Genomic DNA, 18,427 nt, shown 5'->3' on the forward strand with positions numbered 1-18,427 from the left:
GTCGTTGAGCTCGGCCGCATTCTTTTTGGCCTTGGCCAGCTCCTGTTGAACCGCCCTGGCCGAGGATGCCGGGCGTCGGCTTGCACGGCTGCGGGACCGCCTGGACCGAACCGTGGGCCCGGGCGGCAGGCTGGATGCGGATCTCGCCCGGGACCGGACGGCCCGGCTGTCGCAACGCCTGGAGGCCGCCATGGAGCGGATCGTCCGGGACAGGGAACGCGCCCTGCGGGACGCCGAACTGCGGCTGGCCGGGCTCGACCCCATGGCCCCCCTGGCCCGGGGCTACAGCCTGACCACCCTTATCCGCACGGGCAAATTCCTGCGCCGGGCCGTGGACGCGGCAAAAGGCGACAAGATAGAGGTCATGGTGTATGAGGGAACGATCCGGGCCGAGGTGACGGAGGCGGCGGACGGCGCCGCACCGTGTCCCGCCCGGGAACCGGAGCGCGGGGGAGGCCGGAGATGAGCGTCAGGCAGGAATCGTTCGAAAAGACCCTGGAGCGCCTGGAGGCCGTGGTGGCCAGGCTGGAATCCGGGGACGCGCCCCTGGACAAGGGCGTGACCCTTTTCAAGGAAGGCATGGCCCTGGCCGCGTCCTGCCGCAAGCGGCTCGACGACGCCAAGATGGAGATTTCCCTGGCCATGGGCGGCCCCCAGGGCGGTGTTACGCCCTTTGCCGTCGAGCCCGGGGTCGAGGACGCCCCGGAAGGGCCGGGAGGCGACGCGGATGTGGGTTAAAGACAGACTGGCGGCCTATGCCGCCTTGACCGCCGACTATCTGCGCGACCGCTTCGGCAGGCGGCTGCGCGAGGCTGGAACCCCCGAGACCCTGATCGCCCCCATGGAATACAGCCTGCTGGCCGGGGGCAAACGGCTGCGTCCGGCCCTGTGCCTGGCCTTCGCCGAGCTGCACGGCCTGCTGCCCAGAAAGGTTCTGCCGTTCGCCGCCGCCTTCGAGCTGATCCATACCTATTCGCTCATCCACGACGATCTGCCGGCCATGGACGACGACGACCTGCGCCGGGGGCGGGCCTCCTGCCACAAGGCCTACGGCGAGGCCCAGGCCATCCTGGCCGGGGACGCCCTGTTGACCGAGGCCTTCGGGGTCATGGCCGAGACGGCCCCGGCGGTCCCGGAAAAAGCGGTGCTCACGGCCCTGGCCGAGGCCGCCTTCGCCGCCGGAAGCGCTGGGATGGTGGGCGGCCAGATGCTGGACATGGACTATACCGCCGTTTCCGGCGTGACTCTGGCCCAGGTGGCGGGCATGCAGGCCAAAAAAACCGGGGCGCTGATCCGGGCCGCCTGCGTGTGCGGGGCCATCCTGGCCCAGGCCCCGCCGGACGACGTGGACCGGGCCGCCCGCTACGGCCAAAGCCTGGGCGCGGCCTTCCAGATCGCCGACGACATCCTGGACGTGGTGGGCGACGAATCCGCCATCGGCAAACCCGTGGGCAGCGACCAGGCCATGGGCAAAACCACCTTTCCCTCCCTGGCGGGGCTTGACCGCAGCCGGGAGATGGCCCTGGCCGAGGCGGATGCGGCGGTGCGCGCGGTATCGGTTTACGACGGGGAGTCGGCGCGGTTTCTGGGCGAACTGGCCCGCTATGTGGTGACCCGCGTTTCGTAGCACTGGATTGGCGTATCGCGCCGGGAGACATGATGTCGGACTTTGAACAGCAATCGCTTCGGATACTGACCACCCTTGCCGACCCCGGGAAGGTGGCCGCGCTTTCCCCCGAAGACATGGCCTGCCTGGCCCGGGAAATCCGCCAGGTCATCATCTCCACCGTGTCCATGAACGGCGGGCACCTGGCCCCGTCCCTGGGGGTGGTGGAGCTGACCCTGGCCCTTTTGCGGGCCTTCAATCCGGCCAAGGACAAAATCGTGTGGGACGTGGGGCATCAGGCCTACGCCTACAAGATCCTCACCGGACGCCTGGAGTCGTTCCACACGCTGCGCACCTTCGGCGGCATAAGCGGCTTTCCCAAACGTAGCGAAAGCCCCTACGACCACTTCGGGGTGGGCCATTCCAGCACCTCCATCTCCGCCGCCCTGGGCATGGCCATGGCCCGGGATCTGGACAAAAAGGACCACCACGTCATCTCGGTCATCGGCGACGGCTCCATGACCGCAGGGCTGGCCTACGAGGGCTTAAACCAGGCCGGGGGTTGGGGCGGCAGACTGATCGTGGTCTTAAACGACAACGAGATGTCCATCGCCAAAAACGTGGGGGCCTTGTCGCTCTTTTTAAGCCGCAAGCTGTCCCACCGCTGGGTGCTGCGCCTGAAAAAGGACATGGAGGGCTGGATCAAGTCCCTGCCCTACGGCCAGGATCTCATGGGCTACGTGCGCCGGGGCGAGGAGTCGTTTAAAAGCTTTTTCACCCCGGGGATGCTTTTTGAGGCCTTCCGCTTCAACTATCTGGGGCCCATCGACGGCCACGACGTGGAGCGCATGAGCCAGGTCTTCGAGGAGATCAAAAACATCGACGGCCCGGTGTTGGTCCACGTGCTCACCAAAAAGGGCAAGGGCTACGTCCCGGCCGAGTCCAACCCCACCTATTTCCACGGCGTGGGCTGCTTCGAGCCCGAGACCGGACTGTCCGAGGCCGGGCCCACGGCCGCCCCGGCCACCTACACCGAGGTCTTCGGCAACACCCTCTTCCAGAAGGCCCGCACCGACCCCCGCATCATCGCCATCACCGCCGCCATGCCCGAGGGCACGGGGCTTTCAGCCTTCGCCGAAAAACTGCCCGAACAGTTCGTGGACGTGGGCATCTGCGAGCAGCACGCCGTGACCTTCGCCGCCGGTCTGGCCACCCAGGGCTACCGCCCCGTAGTGGCCATCTATTCCACGTTTATGCAGCGTTCTTATGATCAGATCGTCCACGACGTGTGCCTGCAAAACCTGCCCGTGACCTTTTGCCTGGACCGGGGGGGGCTGGTGGGCGAGGACGGCCCCACTCACCATGGGGCCTTCGACCTGTCGTACCTGCGCCACATCCCGAACCTGGTGCTCATGGCCCCCAAAGACGAGGCCGAGCTTGCCCGCATGCTCATCACGGCCCTGGCCCACGACGGCCCGGCGGCCATCCGCTACCCGCGCGGCGTGGGGGTCGGGGCCAAGCCGGACCTGCGCCCGGCGTCCATTCCCCTCGGCCAGGGGGAGTTGGTGCGCCAGGGGACCGACGCGGCCGTCATCGCCATCGGCAGCCGGGTCCATCCCTGCCTGGTCGCCGCCAAGGCTTACTGCGCCGCCACGGGGAAGACCGTGGCCGTGCTCAATGCCCGGTTCATCAAGCCCCTGCCGGAAACGGAAATTCTGGAGCTTGTCGTGACGTGCAAAAAGCTGCTGGTGGTGGAGGAAAACGCCCTGGCCGGGGGATTTGGCTCGGCGGTCCTGGAGTTTCTGGCCGACCGGGACGCCCTGGCCGGGTTGACGGTCAAACGCCTGGGGCTGCCCGACGCCTTCGTCACCCAGGGGCCGCAAAAGACCCTGCGGGAAACGCTCGGCCTCGATGCCGCAGGCATCGAAAAGGCGCTGTCGGAACTCGCGGGCTGAGTCCCCTCTCGAAGGTGAGGCGGTCGTGGAGAGGCCTCCGGCGGCCAAAGGGTTTCACCCTTTGGAATCCCGTCACGGTCTCGGGCCGATCGTCAGCCGACGACGTCAGGATTTCCGGTCGTCCCCGCCTGACCCGGAATTCCCGGAGGCCGTCGCGCCCCCCTCGTCGCGCAGCACCCGGCGCAGCATCTTGCCCACTGCGGTCTTTGGCAGCTCCTCGCGAAACTCCAAGTATTTCGGCACCTTGTAGCCAGCCAGACGCTCCCGCAGATAGGCTAGGAGTTCGGCCTTGGACGGGTTTTGTTCCGGTTCAGCCACCACATAGACCTTCACCGCCTCGCCCCGGGAGGGATGGGTCACCCCCACGGCGCAGGCCTCCTTGACCGCCGGATGGTGCATGAGCGCCTCCTCGATCTCCCTGGGATAGACGTTGAAGCCGCCGCACAGGATGAGGTCTTTTTTGCGATCCAGGATGAAATAATAGCCCTGCTCGTCCCGAATGGCCACATCTCCGGTCAACAGCCAGCCGTCCCGCAACACCTGCGCCGTGTCCTCGGGCCGGTTCCAGTATCCGGCCATGACCTGCGGCCCCCGCACGGCCAGTTCCCCCTGCTCCCCGGTCCCAAGCTCCATGGTCCCGGTCTCCATGTCCACGATTCGGGCCTCGGCGCCGGGAAAGGGCAGGCCGATGGAGCCGGGCTTGCGCCGGGCCTCCAGGGGATTGACGTGGGTGATGGGCGAGGCCTCGGTCAGGCCGTAGCCCTCCAGGATCTTGGCCCCGGTTGCGGCCGTGAACCGCTCGAAGAGCTCTGCGGACATGGGGGCCGAGCCGGACACGCAGTAGCGGATGCTGCCCAGGGTCTCCCTGGCCGCGTCCTTTTGGCGCAAAAGCGCGGCATAGACCGCTGGCGCGCCGGGAAAGATGGTGGGCCGCGTCTTGGCGATGATTTTTATGGTCTGGGCCGGGATGAACCGGGCGAGGGGGACCATGGTCGCGGCGCAGGCCACGGCGAAATTGACGCACACGGTGAGCCCGTAGATATGGAAATAGGGCAAAAGCCCCAAAAACACCTCGGAAGTGATCCCCACCTCACGCAGCACCGTGTGGCACTGCCGCACGTTGGCCATGAGATTTCTGTGGGTGAGCATGGCCCCCTTGGCCTGCCCCGTGGTGCCGCCGGTATATTGCAACACGGCCAGATCGACGCCGGGATCGAGGTCCGTGGCGCTGACGCGGGCCTTGCCCGTAAAAAGAGTCCGCCAGGCAAAGACCGTGCAGTTGTCCACGCCGATGGGCGGCCGTTTCCCCTCCCGGCGCATCTTCAGGTAGAAAAGGAAGTTCAAGGGGAACCGCAGGCCGTCGCTTAAGCGGGTGACGAAGACCCGGGACAGCCCGAGTTCGCGCACCAGCGTGCGATGCCTGGCCCATAAGAGATCCAGGATGACCAGCATCTTCGCGCCGCTGTCGGCCAGCTGATGGCGCAGTTCGAAGTCCATGTACAGGGGGTTGACCATGACGCACACCCCCCCGGCCTTGAGCACGGCGAAGTAGGTGATGATGGCCTGGGGGGAGTTGGGAAGCATGACCGCCACCCGGTCGCCCTTTTTGAGCCCCGCCTGGCGCAGGGCCGCCGCCCCGGTCTCGGCCAGGCGCAGAAGCTTGGCGTAGGAGACCCGGGCGTTGTGGAAAAGGATGGCCGTGCGCTTGGGATGCTCGGCGGCGGCCCGGTCCAGATGGGAAAAAAGGGGCGCGTCGAGGCCTTCCAGCGGCAAGGGGGGGAAGACGTAGGCCTCAGTGGCGTCGTGATCTGGCGTGGTCGGCATGGGCGGTTGCGCTCCTTTGGGCGGTGGCGATGTGGACGCGGGTGGATCAACAGGGGGTATGTAAACGCCCGGGGCCCGGCGCGCAACAGGCCCATGCCGCCCGGGACGGAAAACGCCTCCCGGGGCGCCCCGCTTTCGGCGGCTCCAGACCATGGCTGGCGCACCCGAAGGCCTCGGATTCCGGCCGCCAGATGCGCTCCAGGCCCCGTCCGGGGCGCGTTCCCGCCACAGCGCGACACCCGGCGAGTGGACAATATGCACGGCATGGCATAGAATTATTGTTGTTTTCACTCCATGCCCACAGGATGCACCCACGATGAAAGAGCCCCTGGCCACCCTCTCCTACGACGGCAAGACCGTCGATCTGCCGCTTATCCGCAGCACCGAAGGCGACTGCGGCATCGACGTCACCTCCCTGCGCGCCAAAACCGGCTGGATCACCTTCGATCCGGGTTTCGCCAACACCGGGGCCTGCAAGTCGAGCATCACCCACATCGACGGCGAACGCGGCCTCCTGCGCTACCGGGGCTATCCCCTGGAGCAACTGGCCGAACGGGCCTCGTTCGTGGAAACGGCCATGCTGCTCATGTTCGGGGAGCTTCCGGCCCGGGACGAGCTGGCGGAATTTCGGGGCATGCTGCGCGACCAGGAATTGTTGCACGAGGGCCTTCTCAAACACCTGGACGGCTTTCCGCCGCTGGGGCAGCCCATGGCCATCCTCTCGGCCATGATCAACGCCCTGGGCAGCTATTATCCGGAGCTTCTCAACATCCGCACCGACGCCGAATACCGCCTGGCGGCGGCCAAGATCATGAGCAAGGTGCGCACCATCGCGGCCTTCAGCTTCCGCACGGCCGACGGGCTGCCGCTGATGTATCCCAACCCGCACATGGACTATTGCCGCAACTTCCTGCACATGATGTTCTCCGTGCCGTTTCGGCTCTACGAGCCGCCTGCGCCCATCGTGCGGGCCCTGTCGCTTTTTTTCATCGCCCATGCCGACCACGGCCTGGACACCTCCTGCGCCACGGTGCGCATGGTCGGCTCGTCCCAGGCCAACCTGTTCGCCTCCATCTCGGCCGCCATCTGCGCCCTGTGGGGGCGGCTGCACGGCGGAGCCGGGGTCGGGGTCATGGAGATGCTCGAAGAGGTGCGCGGCGGCCGCATCACGACGCCGGAGCTTCTGGAGGAGGTCAAGGCCGGACGACGGCGGCTGATGGGCTTCGGGCAGCGGGTCTACAAGTGCTACGATCCCCGGGCTCTGCTCATCCGCAAGGCCTATGAGAACCTCTTAAGCGCAGGCATGGCCCGGCGCGACCCCCTGTTCAACATCGCCCTGGACATCGAAGGCCAGGCCCTTTCCGACGACTTTTTCCTCGAACGGCGGCTTTTCCCCAACGTCAATTTCTATTCCGGGCTGCTGCTCAAAGCCATCAACATCCCCGTGCCCATGTTTCCAGTGATGATCGCCATCGGCAACATGCCCGGCTTCATCGCCCACTGGCACGAGGAATGGAAGGACACGGAGATGAAGATCCACCGCCCCAGGCAGGTCTACACTGGCAACAACCAGCGGGACTACACGCCCATGGACAAACGGTAGCCCGACCCGTGACCATGCACCGGCACGTCCGCCCCCTTTTCGCCGCCCTTTTCGTGGTCTTCGCCCTGCTGGCGGCCTCCCCTCGTCCCGTGACGGCCCAGACCGCAGACGGCGACGACTGGAAACTGGTTTTGCGCAAAAACCAGGAGGCGCTCATCCTCCAGGCCTCACGCTTCAAGTCCATGGAGACGATGCTTCCCCGTGTGCTGCGCGACTTCCGGAGCGAACTTGGGGCATTGGAATCCCTGCGCGACCAGTTGACGGTGATCACCTCCCTGACCTCGGGAAACCCCTGGGAGCTTCGGGCCGTGCTGCACGGCCTGGATCGCCTGCGCGGCCAGGGGGACGCCCTGGTGGAGCCGTTTCGGGCCACCACCGAGGAGCTTGGCCGCATCTTCGAGCAGATCGAGACCCTTGAAGGCGAGTTTTCCCGGCAGTCGGCGGACAAGCCCGAAGGCGAGGTGGGGCAGGCCATCGACTACTACCAGCGCTACGTGGCCGGGGTGAAAAAGGCCCTGACCCGGGTCAAGGGTTCCCTGGACCGCGAGCTTGGCCCGGCCACGCGGCTTCAGACCGGGATCGCGGAGATGGAGAAAAACGTCCGGGAACGCTTCTCCGGGGCCTGGAAGGATTTTTTTCTCAATCCCGCGCCGAGCGTGCTGGGCCCGAGCGCCTGGGCCGAACCCGGGCTCAAGATGGAGCTGTGGCTGTCCTCCCTTGGAACCTACCGCTCCTTTTTCTCCGGGGAGCAAAACACGTCCCCCTGGGACGGGCTGGCCAAACCGGCGGCCCTGGCCCTGGTGGCGCTTTTGGCCGCATCAGTGCTGTCGGCGCGCATCATCCGGCGCTTCCCGGGGTTGACGGGGGTGCTCAAACTGCGCGGGGTGTTGCGATTCACCGGACTTGGGCTGGCCTTTGCCTGGGCGGCGGCGGCCTCGCCGTTTCTGTTGTTCGAGGGCTTAAGCGTTGCAGCCGAGATCTTTTTCGCCGCCGCCCTGTTGTCCGTCTCCCGGTTCCTGGCCGTCTTTCTGGGCGAGCCCGGGGCCGACGACGCGCCAAACCCCCTGCGCCACCTGTTTTTCCTGTTCGCCTGCGGTCTGGCGCTGCGGGTGCTGGGGCTGCCCAGCCCCTACTCCGAACTCATCTGGACGGCGCTGCTCCTTTTTTCGGCCGCCTCCGTCGCCCGCCGCCCCCTGAGGGACGACACCCCCGACCTGATCGCGCTTCTGACCACGGCCGACAGGTGGCTATTCACCCTTTTGGCCCTGGCCGCCGTGGTGGGCTACGCCAACCTGTCGCATCTGGTGATTTCCGGATGGTTTTTGGCCCTGGCCTTTTTGCAATGCAGCCTGCGCCTCGGTCGCCTCATCACCCGCTGGTTGGGCCGGGCCGAAGCGGCGGGCGTGTCCCTGTTCGCCCGTGGCGTCGTGGGCGGCCTGGTGGCCCCCCTGATCCATCTGGGGCTTTTTTTTCTGGCCTTGTACTGGTTTTGCACCCAGCTTGGCGGGCGCACGGTCTTTTTCGACATCCTCGACTTCAAGGTCGGCTACCGGGACATCGGACTTTCCGTCGGCCGGCTGGCCCTTTTGGTGGTGGGCTTCCATGTGGCGCGCACGGCCGTGGCCGCCTTCAAGTCCTTTCTGCCCGAGGCGGCCCGGCTTCGCCCGGAATGGGACCAGGGCATCCTGGACGTGCTGTCCGTTTCAGCCACCTATGTGGCCTGGGGCCTTTACGTTCTGACCGGGCTTTTTCTTCTGGGCGCGAACTTCACCAGTCTGGCGGTGGTGGCCGGCGGTTTGAGCGTGGGCATCGGCTTTGGGCTGCAAAACATCGTCAACAACTTCATCTCCGGGCTGATCCTGCTTTTCGGCCGCTCCATCCAGGCCGGGGACACCATCCAGCTCGGCGAGACCTGGTGCCAGGTCAAAAAGGTGAACATCCGCAACACCGTGGTCCAGACCTTCGACAACGCCACCATCTTCGTGCCCAACTCCGACCTGATCACCGGCCAGATCGTCAACTGGACCCACAAGGACGCCCGGGTGCGCCGTGAGGTGACCGTGGGCGTGGCCTACGGATCGGACACGGAAAAGGTCCGGGAACTGCTTTTCCGGGCGGCCGCCGAGCACCCCCGGGTGCTGTCTGACCCCGCTCCCCTGGTGCAGTTTATTAATTTCGGGGAAAGCTCCCTGGACTTCAAGCTCATGTTCTGGGTCGCCGATGTCGGCCACGGCGTGTCCACGGCCTCGGAAATACGCTTTCTCATCGACCGCATTTTTCGGGAAGAGGGCATCTCCATCCCCTTCCCCCAGCGGGAGATCCGGGTGGTTTCCGAACCGGGAGACGGACAAAAGCCCGGGGGCGCCGGATATCCCGGCCTGGAGCCGACGCCGGATTGATCCATCCCGGCCGTTGCGTCCGTTTTTCCTGACGCATGGACATGGGTTCCCTTTGCCGCAAGAGTCGGCTAGGATCAGTTCCGCTTCATCCCACTTGCAACGAGGCCGAAACATGTTTGGACGATCCTCGCGGAAAAAAGCCATCCGCCACGACGAAATCACCGCGTTTCTGGGGGCCGGAACCCAGTACAACGGCCAGTTCGACTTCCAGGGCACCGTGCGCATCGACGGCGGGGTCAACGGCGACATCACCTCCGACGGCACCTTGGTGCTCGGCGAGGAGGGATTCGTGGAAGGGCGCATCCGGGTCGGCACGCTCATCTCCAACGGACGCATCACGGGCGACGTGGAGGCCTCGATCCGGGTGACGCTCAACAAGACCGCCCACATGGAAGGCAACATCTGCGCCCCGTCCATCGTCATCGAAGAGGGGGCGATCATAAACGGCATGATGAGCATGGAATACGAACCCCGCACCCCGATACCGCAGCAAACCGGGGATTCGGGACAGTGATCCGGCCCGGCCGTCTCCCGGCGCTTGCGCATTTTGGAAACACCCGCTACATGGGGCCATCACCACGGCGCGCTCCGCTGCTTTCCCTTCCCGGACGCCGCCACGCTCCGGCCGCCGCCGTGCGCCGGACGCCACACCGAAGGACGCTCCATGGGCCGATTCTATCTTGATGCCGAGCATTTCCCCCTGGAAGACCAGATAAAGGGCTTAGCCGACGACGAGCTCCTGGATTTCTGGGAGGAGACCCAGTTCGTAGAACGGGCCCTGGCCGACGTCGAGGACCAGATTCCCGAGGGCGGCCATGTGGAGTACGAACGGGTCATCCTGCGGGAACTGATGCTGCGCACCTGCCTGCGCACCCTGGAACCCGGCCGCTGATCCAGCCGACCGCATCACCATCCCCGCACCTTCCGCAGCTTTTTGCCGCCTTCCTTCCGCCGCCGTCTGGGGCGTGACGCCCGCGCACCGTGTTCTGCATGCGCGACGCAGCCACACAAATTCATACTCATTTCATAGACAATAGAAGCACCCATACACGATCCTCGTACCGATGATGAACCATTTTCTTCTCTTCCTCCTTGCACAGCTCTTTTTATCGTGTTATTTATTTCACAAATCTGGAAGCCTGGAGGTAACATATGGCCGACTGCGAAATGATCGCCAAGTGTATTTTTTTCAACGACAAGATGGCCAACATGCCCGCTATGGCCGAAATGATGAAAAAGAAATACTGCCGCGGCGACAATACGAAATGCGCCAGATATCTGGTCTGCAAAAAGCTCGGCCGGGAAAAGGTTCCCGCCGACCTGTCCCCGGCCCAGACCGACCGGGCCCAGGCCATCATGGCCTGATGCGTTGCAGCCATGAACCGCCGCCTGTCGTGAATGCACATGCAAACGCCGCCCCCGGAGTATCCTGAGGCGGCGTTTTGTTGTGGCGTATGGCGTTTTTCCGGCCTATCTGGGGTCCGGGAGGCCGATGCAATAGTAGACGAAGTTCAACGCGGCCATGAGTTCGAGCGAATACAGGCTCCGGCCATCAAACACGATTAAAACTTGTACTGCAGACCGAAGGCCACGCGCCAGGCGTCGGAGGCCTTGTTGACTAGGCGCGGCCCCCATACGCTCTTCTGGAACGAGCCGTGGGCATAGCCGGTCTCGATGATGGCCGCCAGATTCTGGTAGATCATGTACTTATGGTCGAAGCTGACGCCGATCACATGTTCGTCAACGGTCAGGTCGCGGCCCATGATGAACAGGCCGTTCGAACCGTAGCTGGGAGAGTAGTAGTTCGTTCCGTACCAGGCGGCCTGGTTCCAGGCGCCGGTCATATACACGGCGGTCGGGTTGGCGGCGACCAGCGTGTTGGTCCAGTTCATGGCCCGGAAGGCCTTGGAGGAGTTGGTGCCCCTGGTGTAGACGACGGTCAGGCGATGAGTCAGATTTTCGATGAAGGAAATGTCCTTCAGCGACACGCCCACCCCCCAGGTTCCCACGGGATTCATGTACATGTTGCCGTCGGCGTTGAAATCCTGGTCGCCGTCGAACAAAAACGAAGTCCCGCCGTTCCAGCCGGACTTGGTATACGGCATGCGTTCGCTGCCGTTGGTCCAATCGCCGTCCTCGCCGGTGCTCCACCAGCCGAACACGGACGGAGTCAGCACATCCCAGCCCGTGTATTCGACGGCCGCATCAATGAACCAGCCGTGGCGTCGGCTGGAGCTGCGGTCGTCCATGGCCCCCTGGCCATAGATCACGTCGGCATAGAACTTGAGGGGATCGAGGGCGTCGACCTCAATGGCCCCACCGAGCCACCAGTACGCGTTCTGATTGTTTTCCCACATCTTGTTTTTGCTGATGGTCTGGTTGGCCAGGGCGAAGGCCTGGGTATAGGTCGGCCTCACGGAGGCCGGAACAAGTCCGGCGGCCACGGCTCTGTTATACACGGCCTGATTGGCAGCCCGCTGCTGGGTCGCCGAGGAGCTCCACATGCCGTTGGAACCGGCGCTGGTCAGGTTCCAGGCCGTCTCTCGGGAAAATGTGGTGGAGCGCCCGGCGATGGCCAGGGCCGACCACGGGGTGATGCTGAATCCGTCCAGGGTGATGGGCAGGGCCAGGAAGAACAGATCCAACTCGTCGCCCACCTGGTCGGTGGTGTCGTCCCACTGGCCGTTGTCGTAGAACCGGCTGTAGCCGATCTGCAGGCTCAGGGTGTCCGGGATCAGTGGGGCTTTGACCACCAGAGCCGCAGCCGGGCCATCGTGCAGCAGGGAGCCATCCCAGTAGCCGCTCTGAGGCAGGACCAGGGGCTGTTGGCCGATGGTGAACTGGATATCGGTATCCGGCCACTTGAACTGCAGGAAGGCCTGATAGACCTGAATCTCCACGGCCGGGGCGTCGGCGGTCAGGGTGCCGCGACCCCAGTACTGGTTGTTCACGCGGATGCCCAGGCGGAACTTCAGGGCCTCGTTGGCCACGAAGTCGGTGCGCAGGCGGAAACGCTGCATGACGCCGAAGTTGTCTTCGGTGCGGGTTCCGGCGGCGATGTTCTCCTTGTACTGGTTTCTCCATCCGGTGAAGTTGCGGCCACTCCACCAGTTGCCATAGACACGGAAATCACCGGTCATCTTCACCTCGGTGGCCGCCTGGGCGCTGGCGAGGCATCCCAGGAACAAAATGGCCGCCACGGCAAGGGTCAAACGTTTCATCCTCCCTCCTCCAATTTATATGGTTTATTTCCGGCGCCAATGCCACGCTTCCAACTGAAACATGTCCAGTTTCGGAGCCCTCAAATATTGATATGACGCCTACAGTAGAGCTGTGAGTTTCGGTGTAATGATGAAAATACTGAACAGTAGAGCAATGGCCACAACCAATCCATATTCATTTCCATTCTTATTCTGTTTCATTTCCATACATGAATACATGGATGCGACGATCATAAGCAGTGACGCGGCAAACATGATAGACCTTGAAAATAACATCGGTTCCACCATCGCCCCAGGCTGCTTCCCTTTTCCGACGGCGCTCATGAAAATCAGAGAGAAATCAGGGAAAGGATGCGCGGCGAGGCGTTCCTGGAAATTGCCGATGGCTGCCTGAAAATGGATGCTCCATTTGGAAAACTTTTCCATGGAGAGAATGACGTGGGCACCCGTAAGGATGGTCATGACCGGCAGGGACAAGGCTTTGAGCGCGTCACCAAACCCGCCGTCTCCCCGGGTCAACCGGTACGCGGCGCACGCGGCAAGCCAGATGACACCCGGAACCACGAGCATGGACCAGATGCCGTCAACGGCGCCGGAAAAGGCCTGCAGGTTCAGGGCGAACTTGGCGGCGTTCGGCGGCGTCATGAAAAAGGCGTTTCCCGTTGGCCAAACCTGGAACATGTGTTCGATGACGAACCCGGAGAGAAAAAAGGCCAGGACCGTGACGGGCCATCCGTAATCCTGCCAGTCGTCGTCCGGGATCGCGGGCATTTGACGCACAGTGGGAATCAACGCCGGGTCCGCCTTGACGCATTGGGCACACAGGATGCACGGGGACGAATCCTTCAGCCTTCGCGGATTCAGGCGGCTTGGGCACATTGGTGCGCCATGGCGTTCGGGCTCAGAGGATGGTGCGCCGAGGGAGCCACTGTCTTTCCGAATCCTGATCATGCCCCGACGACCCAGAGCCCGAAGCAGCATGGAGGCCGGGCACAGCGCATTGCAGAATGTGCGGTTGCCGAAAAACACTCCGGAAAGAAATGCAAAGGCAACCAAAGAAATCAAAAGCGTAGCCAGATTCCCGGGTATCTGCGGGAGTCGCATGGCGATGACCGAATACAGCAGGACGGAATAGATGAGCACGCCCGTTATCCCACTGCGCAATATCGTCGGCAGTGAGAATGTTTTTTTAAAAACCATTTTTCCAAATCGGCTTCCCGTCTTTTGCACAAGCTCCAAAGGGCAGACCGCGCACCAGATACGTCCGAAAAAAACGGTGACCACTATGAGCAGCGGAAGCCATATCCCCCACACGAGAAACGTGGCCAACTGGGTTTGCGCGAAGAGTTTGGGCTTGACTCCCGGCTGCGCCGCGACCCCCATGGAAAACCAGATCACGGCCACGGAGCCAAGGAGCAGCATGGTTTGTACGGCGACCGGAAACAACCTGCTTCTGAATATAATTTTCATTATCGTTTGCATGAGACATCCCGTGTGCTTGCGACACTCTTGCCGTACAGACCCCGGCCCAGACCGTTCCTGGGCCGGGAGCCTTCCATAGCGCCTCTTGCGTGGTGTCGTTTCCGACGAGCAATTTTAAAGCCGTGCCAATGCGACATCAGTTCTTCAGGGCGTCGGCCCACTGCCGCAGGATGTTCGGATACTCCAGAACCCCGTTGTTGGCGTAGAACGGCAGACTGTAGACCGCGCCGTTTTTTAGGGCGGGAATCTTCGCCATCTCCGGATGGCGTTTGATGTTGTCGCTGAGATTTTTTTGCACGGCGTAGGCATCGCCGGTTATGGCGATGACGTCCGGATTGGCCTTCATCAGAGAGGAAAGATCACGGACCGTGACATGACCTTTGTCGATGTCCTTCGTGTCCTGGATCATGACGTCTGCGGCATTGACGCAGCCAAGAGGCGTAAGGATGTAGGTATCCGTATACCCTCCGGGAGCTTCGATCCGGGTGAACTTCGTTCCGCCGTCTTCCGAGTATACCCCCGAGAGAACGACCACACGTTTGCCGAGCCCCTGTTCCGGCAGCGCCTCCTTTGCCCTGGCGGCTTTGGCCTCATAGGCAGTGACCAGCGCGGCCCCTTTTTCTTGCACGCCAAGCAATGCGGCGAGTTCCTGAATGGCCGGGACCTCGCCTTTGTCGAAATCAATATATTCAACACTGACGCCGGGTACATCTTTCACGATTTCGGCTATTTTGTCGTATGTCAGGTCGAAATACAGACAAGGCCTGGCATTTTTCTCCACAAGGATACGCGTCATGCCGCGCTGTTTCATAAACGACGGCAGGGTGTCGGGTTTCTTGTTCATCACCTTGTTGGGGCAGCCGAGAACCTGGGAGGTGTGGGCCATCTCATCCGCCAGGGGCCACAGGCTCTTGCGGACAACCATGGCCTCAGGCAGCACACGGAGGTTGAACGCGGCATCGACCAGCCGATCGCCGACCATAACCATGGGCACCTTGCTTACGGCCTGGGGCGGCGCGGCCCAAACACTGCTGGCCGAGAGAACAAGGAGCAGGATCGCGAAAAACGTGAGGCCCCCCGCCATGGCGTATCCGGCCATATCCAGGCGGGCCGTGCGGCAAACGCGACGCTCCCCGTTGCGGCATACATCTTCGGGGGCGCATTTTTGGCTGCCCTTGATGCGAAAAACGGCCTTCTCCCGGCCCGGACCTTCCTGGCCGGGTACAGTGAACTCCTGGGTCATGTCGTGATCCTCCTTGTCGGTTTGAGTGTCCGCTCTGGGCGGTAGGCAACTCATTTTGCAAATGAAAATTATTTTCAAAATCCTTTGATCGAATATTCACATCCCGTCAAGGGGGTAAATACATTTCGCGGATCCTTGTCCCAATGCTGCGAAATGCGCCCGGTACCTGGTCTGCAAAAAGCTCGGCCGGGAAAAGGTTCCCGCCGACCTGTCCCCGGCCCAGACCGACCGGGCCCAGACACTGCTGCACTGACCCGTCGCCCGGCTTTCCGGCGCCCTCTCAAATGAGAAAACGCCGCCCCCGAAATGTCCGGAGGCGGCGTTTTGTTGTAGAGTATGGTTTAGTTCGGCCCTATTTGGGGTCCGGGCGGCCGATGCAATAGTAGACGAAGTTCAACGCGGCCATGAGTTCGGGCGAATACAGGTTGCGGCCGTCGAAGACGAGGGGCTCGGCCAGGGCCTTTTCAATGCGCGGGAAATCCGGATTGCGGAACTGGTTCCACTCCGTGACCACCGCCAGGGCGTCGGCCCCGTCCAAGGCCGCGTACTGCTCGTCCACCACGGTCAGGAGATCGTTCCCCGCGAAGTGGCGCTGGGCGTTGGGACCGGCGACCGGGTCGAAGGCCTGGATCTTCATGCCCTTGTCCGTCAGATCCCGAATCATCTCGAAGGCCGAGGCGTCGCGCACATCGTCGGTGTTGGCCTTAAACGCCAGGCCCCACAGGGCCAGGGTCTTGCCCGCAACCCCGCCACGCGAGGCGAAGTACTCCTCGATCTTGCGCGACAGCACATGCTTTTGCCGGGCGTTGGCGTCATCCACGGAGGCCAGCACCCCGGGTTCGTAGCCATACTGCCGGGCCGTGTCGATCAGGGCCTTGACGTCCTTGGGGAAGCACGACCCGCCGTAGCCGATGCCGGGATAGATGAACTGGTAGCCGATGCGGTGGTCCGAGCCGATGCCCACCCGCACCTCGCGCACGTCCGCGCCCACCAACTCGCATACGTTGGCGATTTCGTTGATGAACGAGATCTTGGTGGCCAGCATGCAGTTGGCCGCATACTTGGTCATCTCCGCACTGCGCACGCCCATGACGATGAGCTTGTCGCGGCTGCGGGCATAGGGGCCGTACAAGGCCTTCAAAAGTTCGGCCGTGCGCACGTTGTCCGTGCCCACCACCACCCGGTCGGGTTTGAAGAAATCGTTGATCGCGTCGCCTTCCTTGAGAAATTCCGGATTGGACACCACATCGAACTCGATGTGCTCGCCGCGATTGCCGAGTTCCTCGCTCACCAACTCGCGCACCTTGTCCGCCGTACCCACGGGCACCGTGGATTTGTCCACGATGATCTTGTAGTCGCGCATGCCCGCCCCGATGTCCCGGGCCACCTGGTAGACGTAGCTTAAGTCGCAGGAGCCGTCCTCTTTGGGCGGCGTTCCCACGGTGATGAACACGAACAGGGCGTTTTCCATGCCCTCGGCGATACTGGTTGTGAATTTCAGGCGTCCTTCGGAGGTGTTGCGACGAACCAACTCCTCCAACCCCGGCTCATAGATGTGAATGACGCCCTGGCGCAGATTCTCCACGATGCTGGGGTTGATGTCCACGCAGCAGACGTCGTTGCCCATTTCCGCAAAGCAGGCCGCACTGACCAGCCCTACGTATCCGGTCCCCACGATGCACAGATTCATGTGTCTTGCTCTTTGTTTCGAAGGTTGATGCCCAGGCCGAAACGGCCTTGGGACGGATTTTCGCCGCGCATGCGGTTACGCACATGTCCGCCGAGGGAAAAATCCGTGCTTCGCCATGTACAGGAATTGCACTCGCCAGCACGGCCTTTACAAGCCCCCGGGCCTCGCCTACACCGGAAAAAACGTATGCCGCCCATGGATTTCCCCCGGGGCGGCCCGTCATGCCGTCCGTGCGCCACACTGGCGCGCAGCCGACGAGGTTCGTTGTCATCTGCAAGGAGAATACCATGCCGCATCTCGCCGTCAATGTCGATCACGTGGCCACCATCCGGCAGGCCCGCCTGGCCGCCGAACCCGACCCGGTCACCGCCGCCGCCCTGGCCGAAATCTCCGGCGCGGCGGCGATCATCGTCCATCTGCGCGAGGACCGCAGGCATATTCAGGACCGGGATGTGGAAATCCTGCGCCGTACGGTCAAGACCCGGCTGCATCTGGAAATGGCCGCCACGCAGGAGATGGGGGGCATCGCCCGGTGCATCGCGCCCGAGATGGTCTGCCTGGTGCCGGAAAAACGCCGGGAGCTGACCACCGAGGGCGGCCTGGACGTGGCCGGACAGGAGGGCGCCCTGGCCGCCTTCATCGTCCCCCTGGCCGCAGCGGGCATCGAGGTCAGCCTGTTCATCGACCCCGATCCGGCCCAGATCGCGGCGGCGGCCAAGACCGGGGCGGGCTACGTGGAGCTGCATACCGGATCCTACGCCGAGGCCAAGACCCCGACCGCCCGGCAGATCGAATTCGACCGGCTTTTGGCCGCCCTGGATCAGGCCCGGGGGCTGGGCCTTCGGGTCAACATGGGGCATGGCCTGGATTATGTGAACATCCTGCCCTTTGCCCGGGTGCCCGGGGTCAATGAATATTCCATCGGCCACGCCATCGTGGCCCGGGCGGTGATCACCGGCTTCACCGAGGCCGTCTCGCGCATGGCGGACATCGTCTCCGGATTCGTCTCGTGAGGGGGGCGCAGGCATGATTGTGGGACTGGGCCTGGACGTGGTGGAAATCTCGCGCATCCAAAAGGCCCATGAGCGTTTCGGCGAGGCCTTTGCAAAACGCATCCTGACACCGGGCGAAGTGGCCGCCCGTACCGGCCGCGACCCCGTCCTGACCCTGGCCGGATGCTTTTCGGCCAAGGAGGCGGCGGTCAAGGCCCTGGGCACGGGATTTGTCGGCGGCATCACCTTCCAGTGCCTCGAGGTGCTGCCCGACCCCCTGGGACGCCCGATCCTGCGCCTTTTCGGCCCGGCCGCCGTCCGGGCCCGACAGATCGGGGCCACGGCCTTCCACGTCAGCCTGACCCTGACCGGGGCATGGCCGCCGCCGTGGTGGTGGCCGAAGGGCCGCCCC

15 protein-coding genes and 1 pseudogene are annotated in these 18,427 nt (G+C 63.5%); 11 read left to right on the forward strand and 5 right to left on the reverse strand.

Annotation, left to right across the window (positions count from 1 at the left end; genetic code table 11):
* Positions 1-55: 55 nt before the first annotated feature.
* Genes V3572_RS09735 through dxs form a run of 4 tightly spaced genes read left to right on the forward strand, consistent with a single transcriptional unit; the run spans position 56 to position 3,561 of the window.
* Positions 56-466, forward strand: a complete 411-nt coding sequence (locus tag V3572_RS09735; protein WP_332110816.1) for an exodeoxyribonuclease VII large subunit — start codon at positions 56-58, stop codon at positions 464-466.
* Positions 463-738, forward strand: a complete 276-nt coding sequence (xseB, locus tag V3572_RS09740; protein WP_332110803.1) for an exodeoxyribonuclease VII small subunit — start codon at positions 463-465, stop codon at positions 736-738. The genes V3572_RS09735 and xseB overlap by 4 nt, the downstream gene beginning before the upstream one ends.
* Positions 728-1,627: a polyprenyl synthetase family protein gene (locus tag V3572_RS09745; RefSeq protein ID WP_332110804.1), complete on the forward strand. Its 900-nt coding sequence runs from the start codon at positions 728-730 to the stop codon at positions 1,625-1,627. Before xseB ends, V3572_RS09745 begins: the two co-directional genes overlap by 11 nt.
* A gap of 32 nt (positions 1,628-1,659) precedes the next feature.
* On the forward strand, positions 1,660-3,561 hold the full coding sequence (gene dxs / locus V3572_RS09750; RefSeq protein WP_332110805.1) for a 1-deoxy-D-xylulose-5-phosphate synthase: 1,902 nt from the start codon (positions 1,660-1,662) through the stop codon (positions 3,559-3,561).
* A 105-nt stretch (positions 3,562-3,666) separates the two neighbouring features.
* Here dxs and V3572_RS09755 read toward each other — a convergent pair whose 3' ends face one another.
* Entirely contained in the window at positions 3,667-5,385 is a 1,719-nt protein-coding gene (locus V3572_RS09755; RefSeq protein ID WP_332110806.1) for a long-chain-fatty-acid--CoA ligase, read from the reverse strand.
* Positions 5,386-5,701: 316 nt separating this feature from the next.
* Here V3572_RS09755 and V3572_RS09760 point away from each other — a divergent pair, with 316 nt between their 5' ends.
* The 5 genes from V3572_RS09760 (at position 5,702) to V3572_RS09780 (ending at position 10,752) form a co-directional block, all read left to right on the forward strand.
* Complete coding sequence (locus V3572_RS09760; protein ID WP_332110807.1) at positions 5,702-6,988, forward strand: citrate/2-methylcitrate synthase; 1,287 nt, start codon at positions 5,702-5,704, stop codon at positions 6,986-6,988.
* A 14-nt stretch (positions 6,989-7,002) separates the two neighbouring features.
* Positions 7,003-9,387 (forward strand): mechanosensitive ion channel family protein, encoded by a 2,385-nt coding sequence (locus V3572_RS09765; RefSeq protein WP_332110808.1) that lies wholly within the window; start codon positions 7,003-7,005, stop codon positions 9,385-9,387.
* A 112-nt stretch (positions 9,388-9,499) separates the two neighbouring features.
* On the forward strand, positions 9,500-9,901 hold the full coding sequence (locus tag V3572_RS09770; RefSeq protein WP_332110809.1) for a bactofilin family protein: 402 nt from the start codon (positions 9,500-9,502) through the stop codon (positions 9,899-9,901).
* A 150-nt stretch (positions 9,902-10,051) separates the two neighbouring features.
* On the forward strand, positions 10,052-10,279 hold the full coding sequence (locus tag V3572_RS09775) for a hypothetical protein (protein ID WP_163300201.1): 228 nt from the start codon (positions 10,052-10,054) through the stop codon (positions 10,277-10,279).
* A gap of 260 nt (positions 10,280-10,539) precedes the next feature.
* Positions 10,540-10,752, forward strand: a complete 213-nt coding sequence (locus V3572_RS09780; protein ID WP_332110810.1) for a hypothetical protein — start codon at positions 10,540-10,542, stop codon at positions 10,750-10,752.
* Between the two features lie 197 nt (positions 10,753-10,949).
* Here V3572_RS09780 and V3572_RS09785 read toward each other — a convergent pair whose 3' ends face one another.
* From V3572_RS09785 to V3572_RS09800, 4 genes are all read right to left on the reverse strand, one after another.
* Entirely contained in the window at positions 10,950-12,608 is a 1,659-nt protein-coding gene (locus tag V3572_RS09785; RefSeq protein WP_332110811.1) for an outer membrane homotrimeric porin, read from the reverse strand.
* A 99-nt stretch (positions 12,609-12,707) separates the two neighbouring features.
* Positions 12,708-14,090: a 4Fe-4S binding protein gene (locus tag V3572_RS09790; RefSeq protein ID WP_332110812.1), complete on the reverse strand. Its 1,383-nt coding sequence runs from the start codon at positions 14,088-14,090 to the stop codon at positions 12,708-12,710.
* 136 nt (positions 14,091-14,226) lie between these two features.
* Complete coding sequence (locus V3572_RS09795; RefSeq protein WP_332110813.1) at positions 14,227-15,333, reverse strand: ABC transporter substrate-binding protein; 1,107 nt, start codon at positions 15,331-15,333, stop codon at positions 14,227-14,229.
* A gap of 352 nt (positions 15,334-15,685) precedes the next feature.
* Positions 15,686-17,023 (reverse strand): UDP-glucose dehydrogenase family protein, encoded by a 1,338-nt coding sequence (locus V3572_RS09800; RefSeq protein ID WP_332110814.1) that lies wholly within the window; start codon positions 17,021-17,023, stop codon positions 15,686-15,688.
* A 287-nt stretch (positions 17,024-17,310) separates the two neighbouring features.
* Here V3572_RS09800 and V3572_RS09805 point away from each other — a divergent pair, with 287 nt between their 5' ends.
* Together V3572_RS09805 and acpS are read left to right on the forward strand one after the other, a co-directional pair.
* Positions 17,311-18,036 (forward strand): pyridoxine 5'-phosphate synthase, encoded by a 726-nt coding sequence (locus tag V3572_RS09805; RefSeq protein WP_332110815.1) that lies wholly within the window; start codon positions 17,311-17,313, stop codon positions 18,034-18,036.
* A gap of 13 nt (positions 18,037-18,049) precedes the next feature.
* Positions 18,050-18,427: pseudogene (gene acpS, locus V3572_RS09810) on the forward strand (holo-ACP synthase); the annotation flags it as partial.

The sequence above is a fragment of the Desulfolutivibrio sp. genome (genome assembly GCF_036584575.1).
Classification (GTDB): domain Bacteria; phylum Desulfobacterota; class Desulfovibrionia; order Desulfovibrionales; family Desulfovibrionaceae; genus Desulfolutivibrio.

Coding starts and splice junctions, on each gene's coding strand:
- V3572_RS09770 (WP_332110809.1), top strand. CDS start 9,500: ATGTTTGGACGATCCTCGCGGAAAAAAGCCATCCGCCACGACGAAATC.
- V3572_RS09745 (WP_332110804.1), top strand. CDS start 728: ATGTGGGTTAAAGACAGACTGGCGGCCTATGCCGCCTTGACCGCCGAC.
- V3572_RS09775 (WP_163300201.1), top strand. CDS start 10,052: ATGGGCCGATTCTATCTTGATGCCGAGCATTTCCCCCTGGAAGACCAG.
- V3572_RS09765 (WP_332110808.1), top strand. CDS start 7,003: ATGCACCGGCACGTCCGCCCCCTTTTCGCCGCCCTTTTCGTGGTCTTC.
- V3572_RS09755 (WP_332110806.1), bottom strand. CDS start 5,385: ATGCCGACCACGCCAGATCACGACGCCACTGAGGCCTACGTCTTCCCC.
- V3572_RS09795 (WP_332110813.1), bottom strand. CDS start 15,333: ATGACCCAGGAGTTCACTGTACCCGGCCAGGAAGGTCCGGGCCGGGAG.
- V3572_RS09760 (WP_332110807.1), top strand. CDS start 5,702: ATGAAAGAGCCCCTGGCCACCCTCTCCTACGACGGCAAGACCGTCGAT.
- V3572_RS09805 (WP_332110815.1), top strand. CDS start 17,311: ATGCCGCATCTCGCCGTCAATGTCGATCACGTGGCCACCATCCGGCAG.
- V3572_RS09780 (WP_332110810.1), top strand. CDS start 10,540: ATGGCCGACTGCGAAATGATCGCCAAGTGTATTTTTTTCAACGACAAG.
- dxs (WP_332110805.1), top strand. CDS start 1,660: ATGTCGGACTTTGAACAGCAATCGCTTCGGATACTGACCACCCTTGCC.
- V3572_RS09785 (WP_332110811.1), bottom strand. CDS start 12,608: ATGAAACGTTTGACCCTTGCCGTGGCGGCCATTTTGTTCCTGGGATGC.
- V3572_RS09800 (WP_332110814.1), bottom strand. CDS start 17,023: ATGAATCTGTGCATCGTGGGGACCGGATACGTAGGGCTGGTCAGTGCG.
- xseB (WP_332110803.1), top strand. CDS start 463: ATGAGCGTCAGGCAGGAATCGTTCGAAAAGACCCTGGAGCGCCTGGAG.
- V3572_RS09790 (WP_332110812.1), bottom strand. CDS start 14,090: ATGCAAACGATAATGAAAATTATATTCAGAAGCAGGTTGTTTCCGGTC.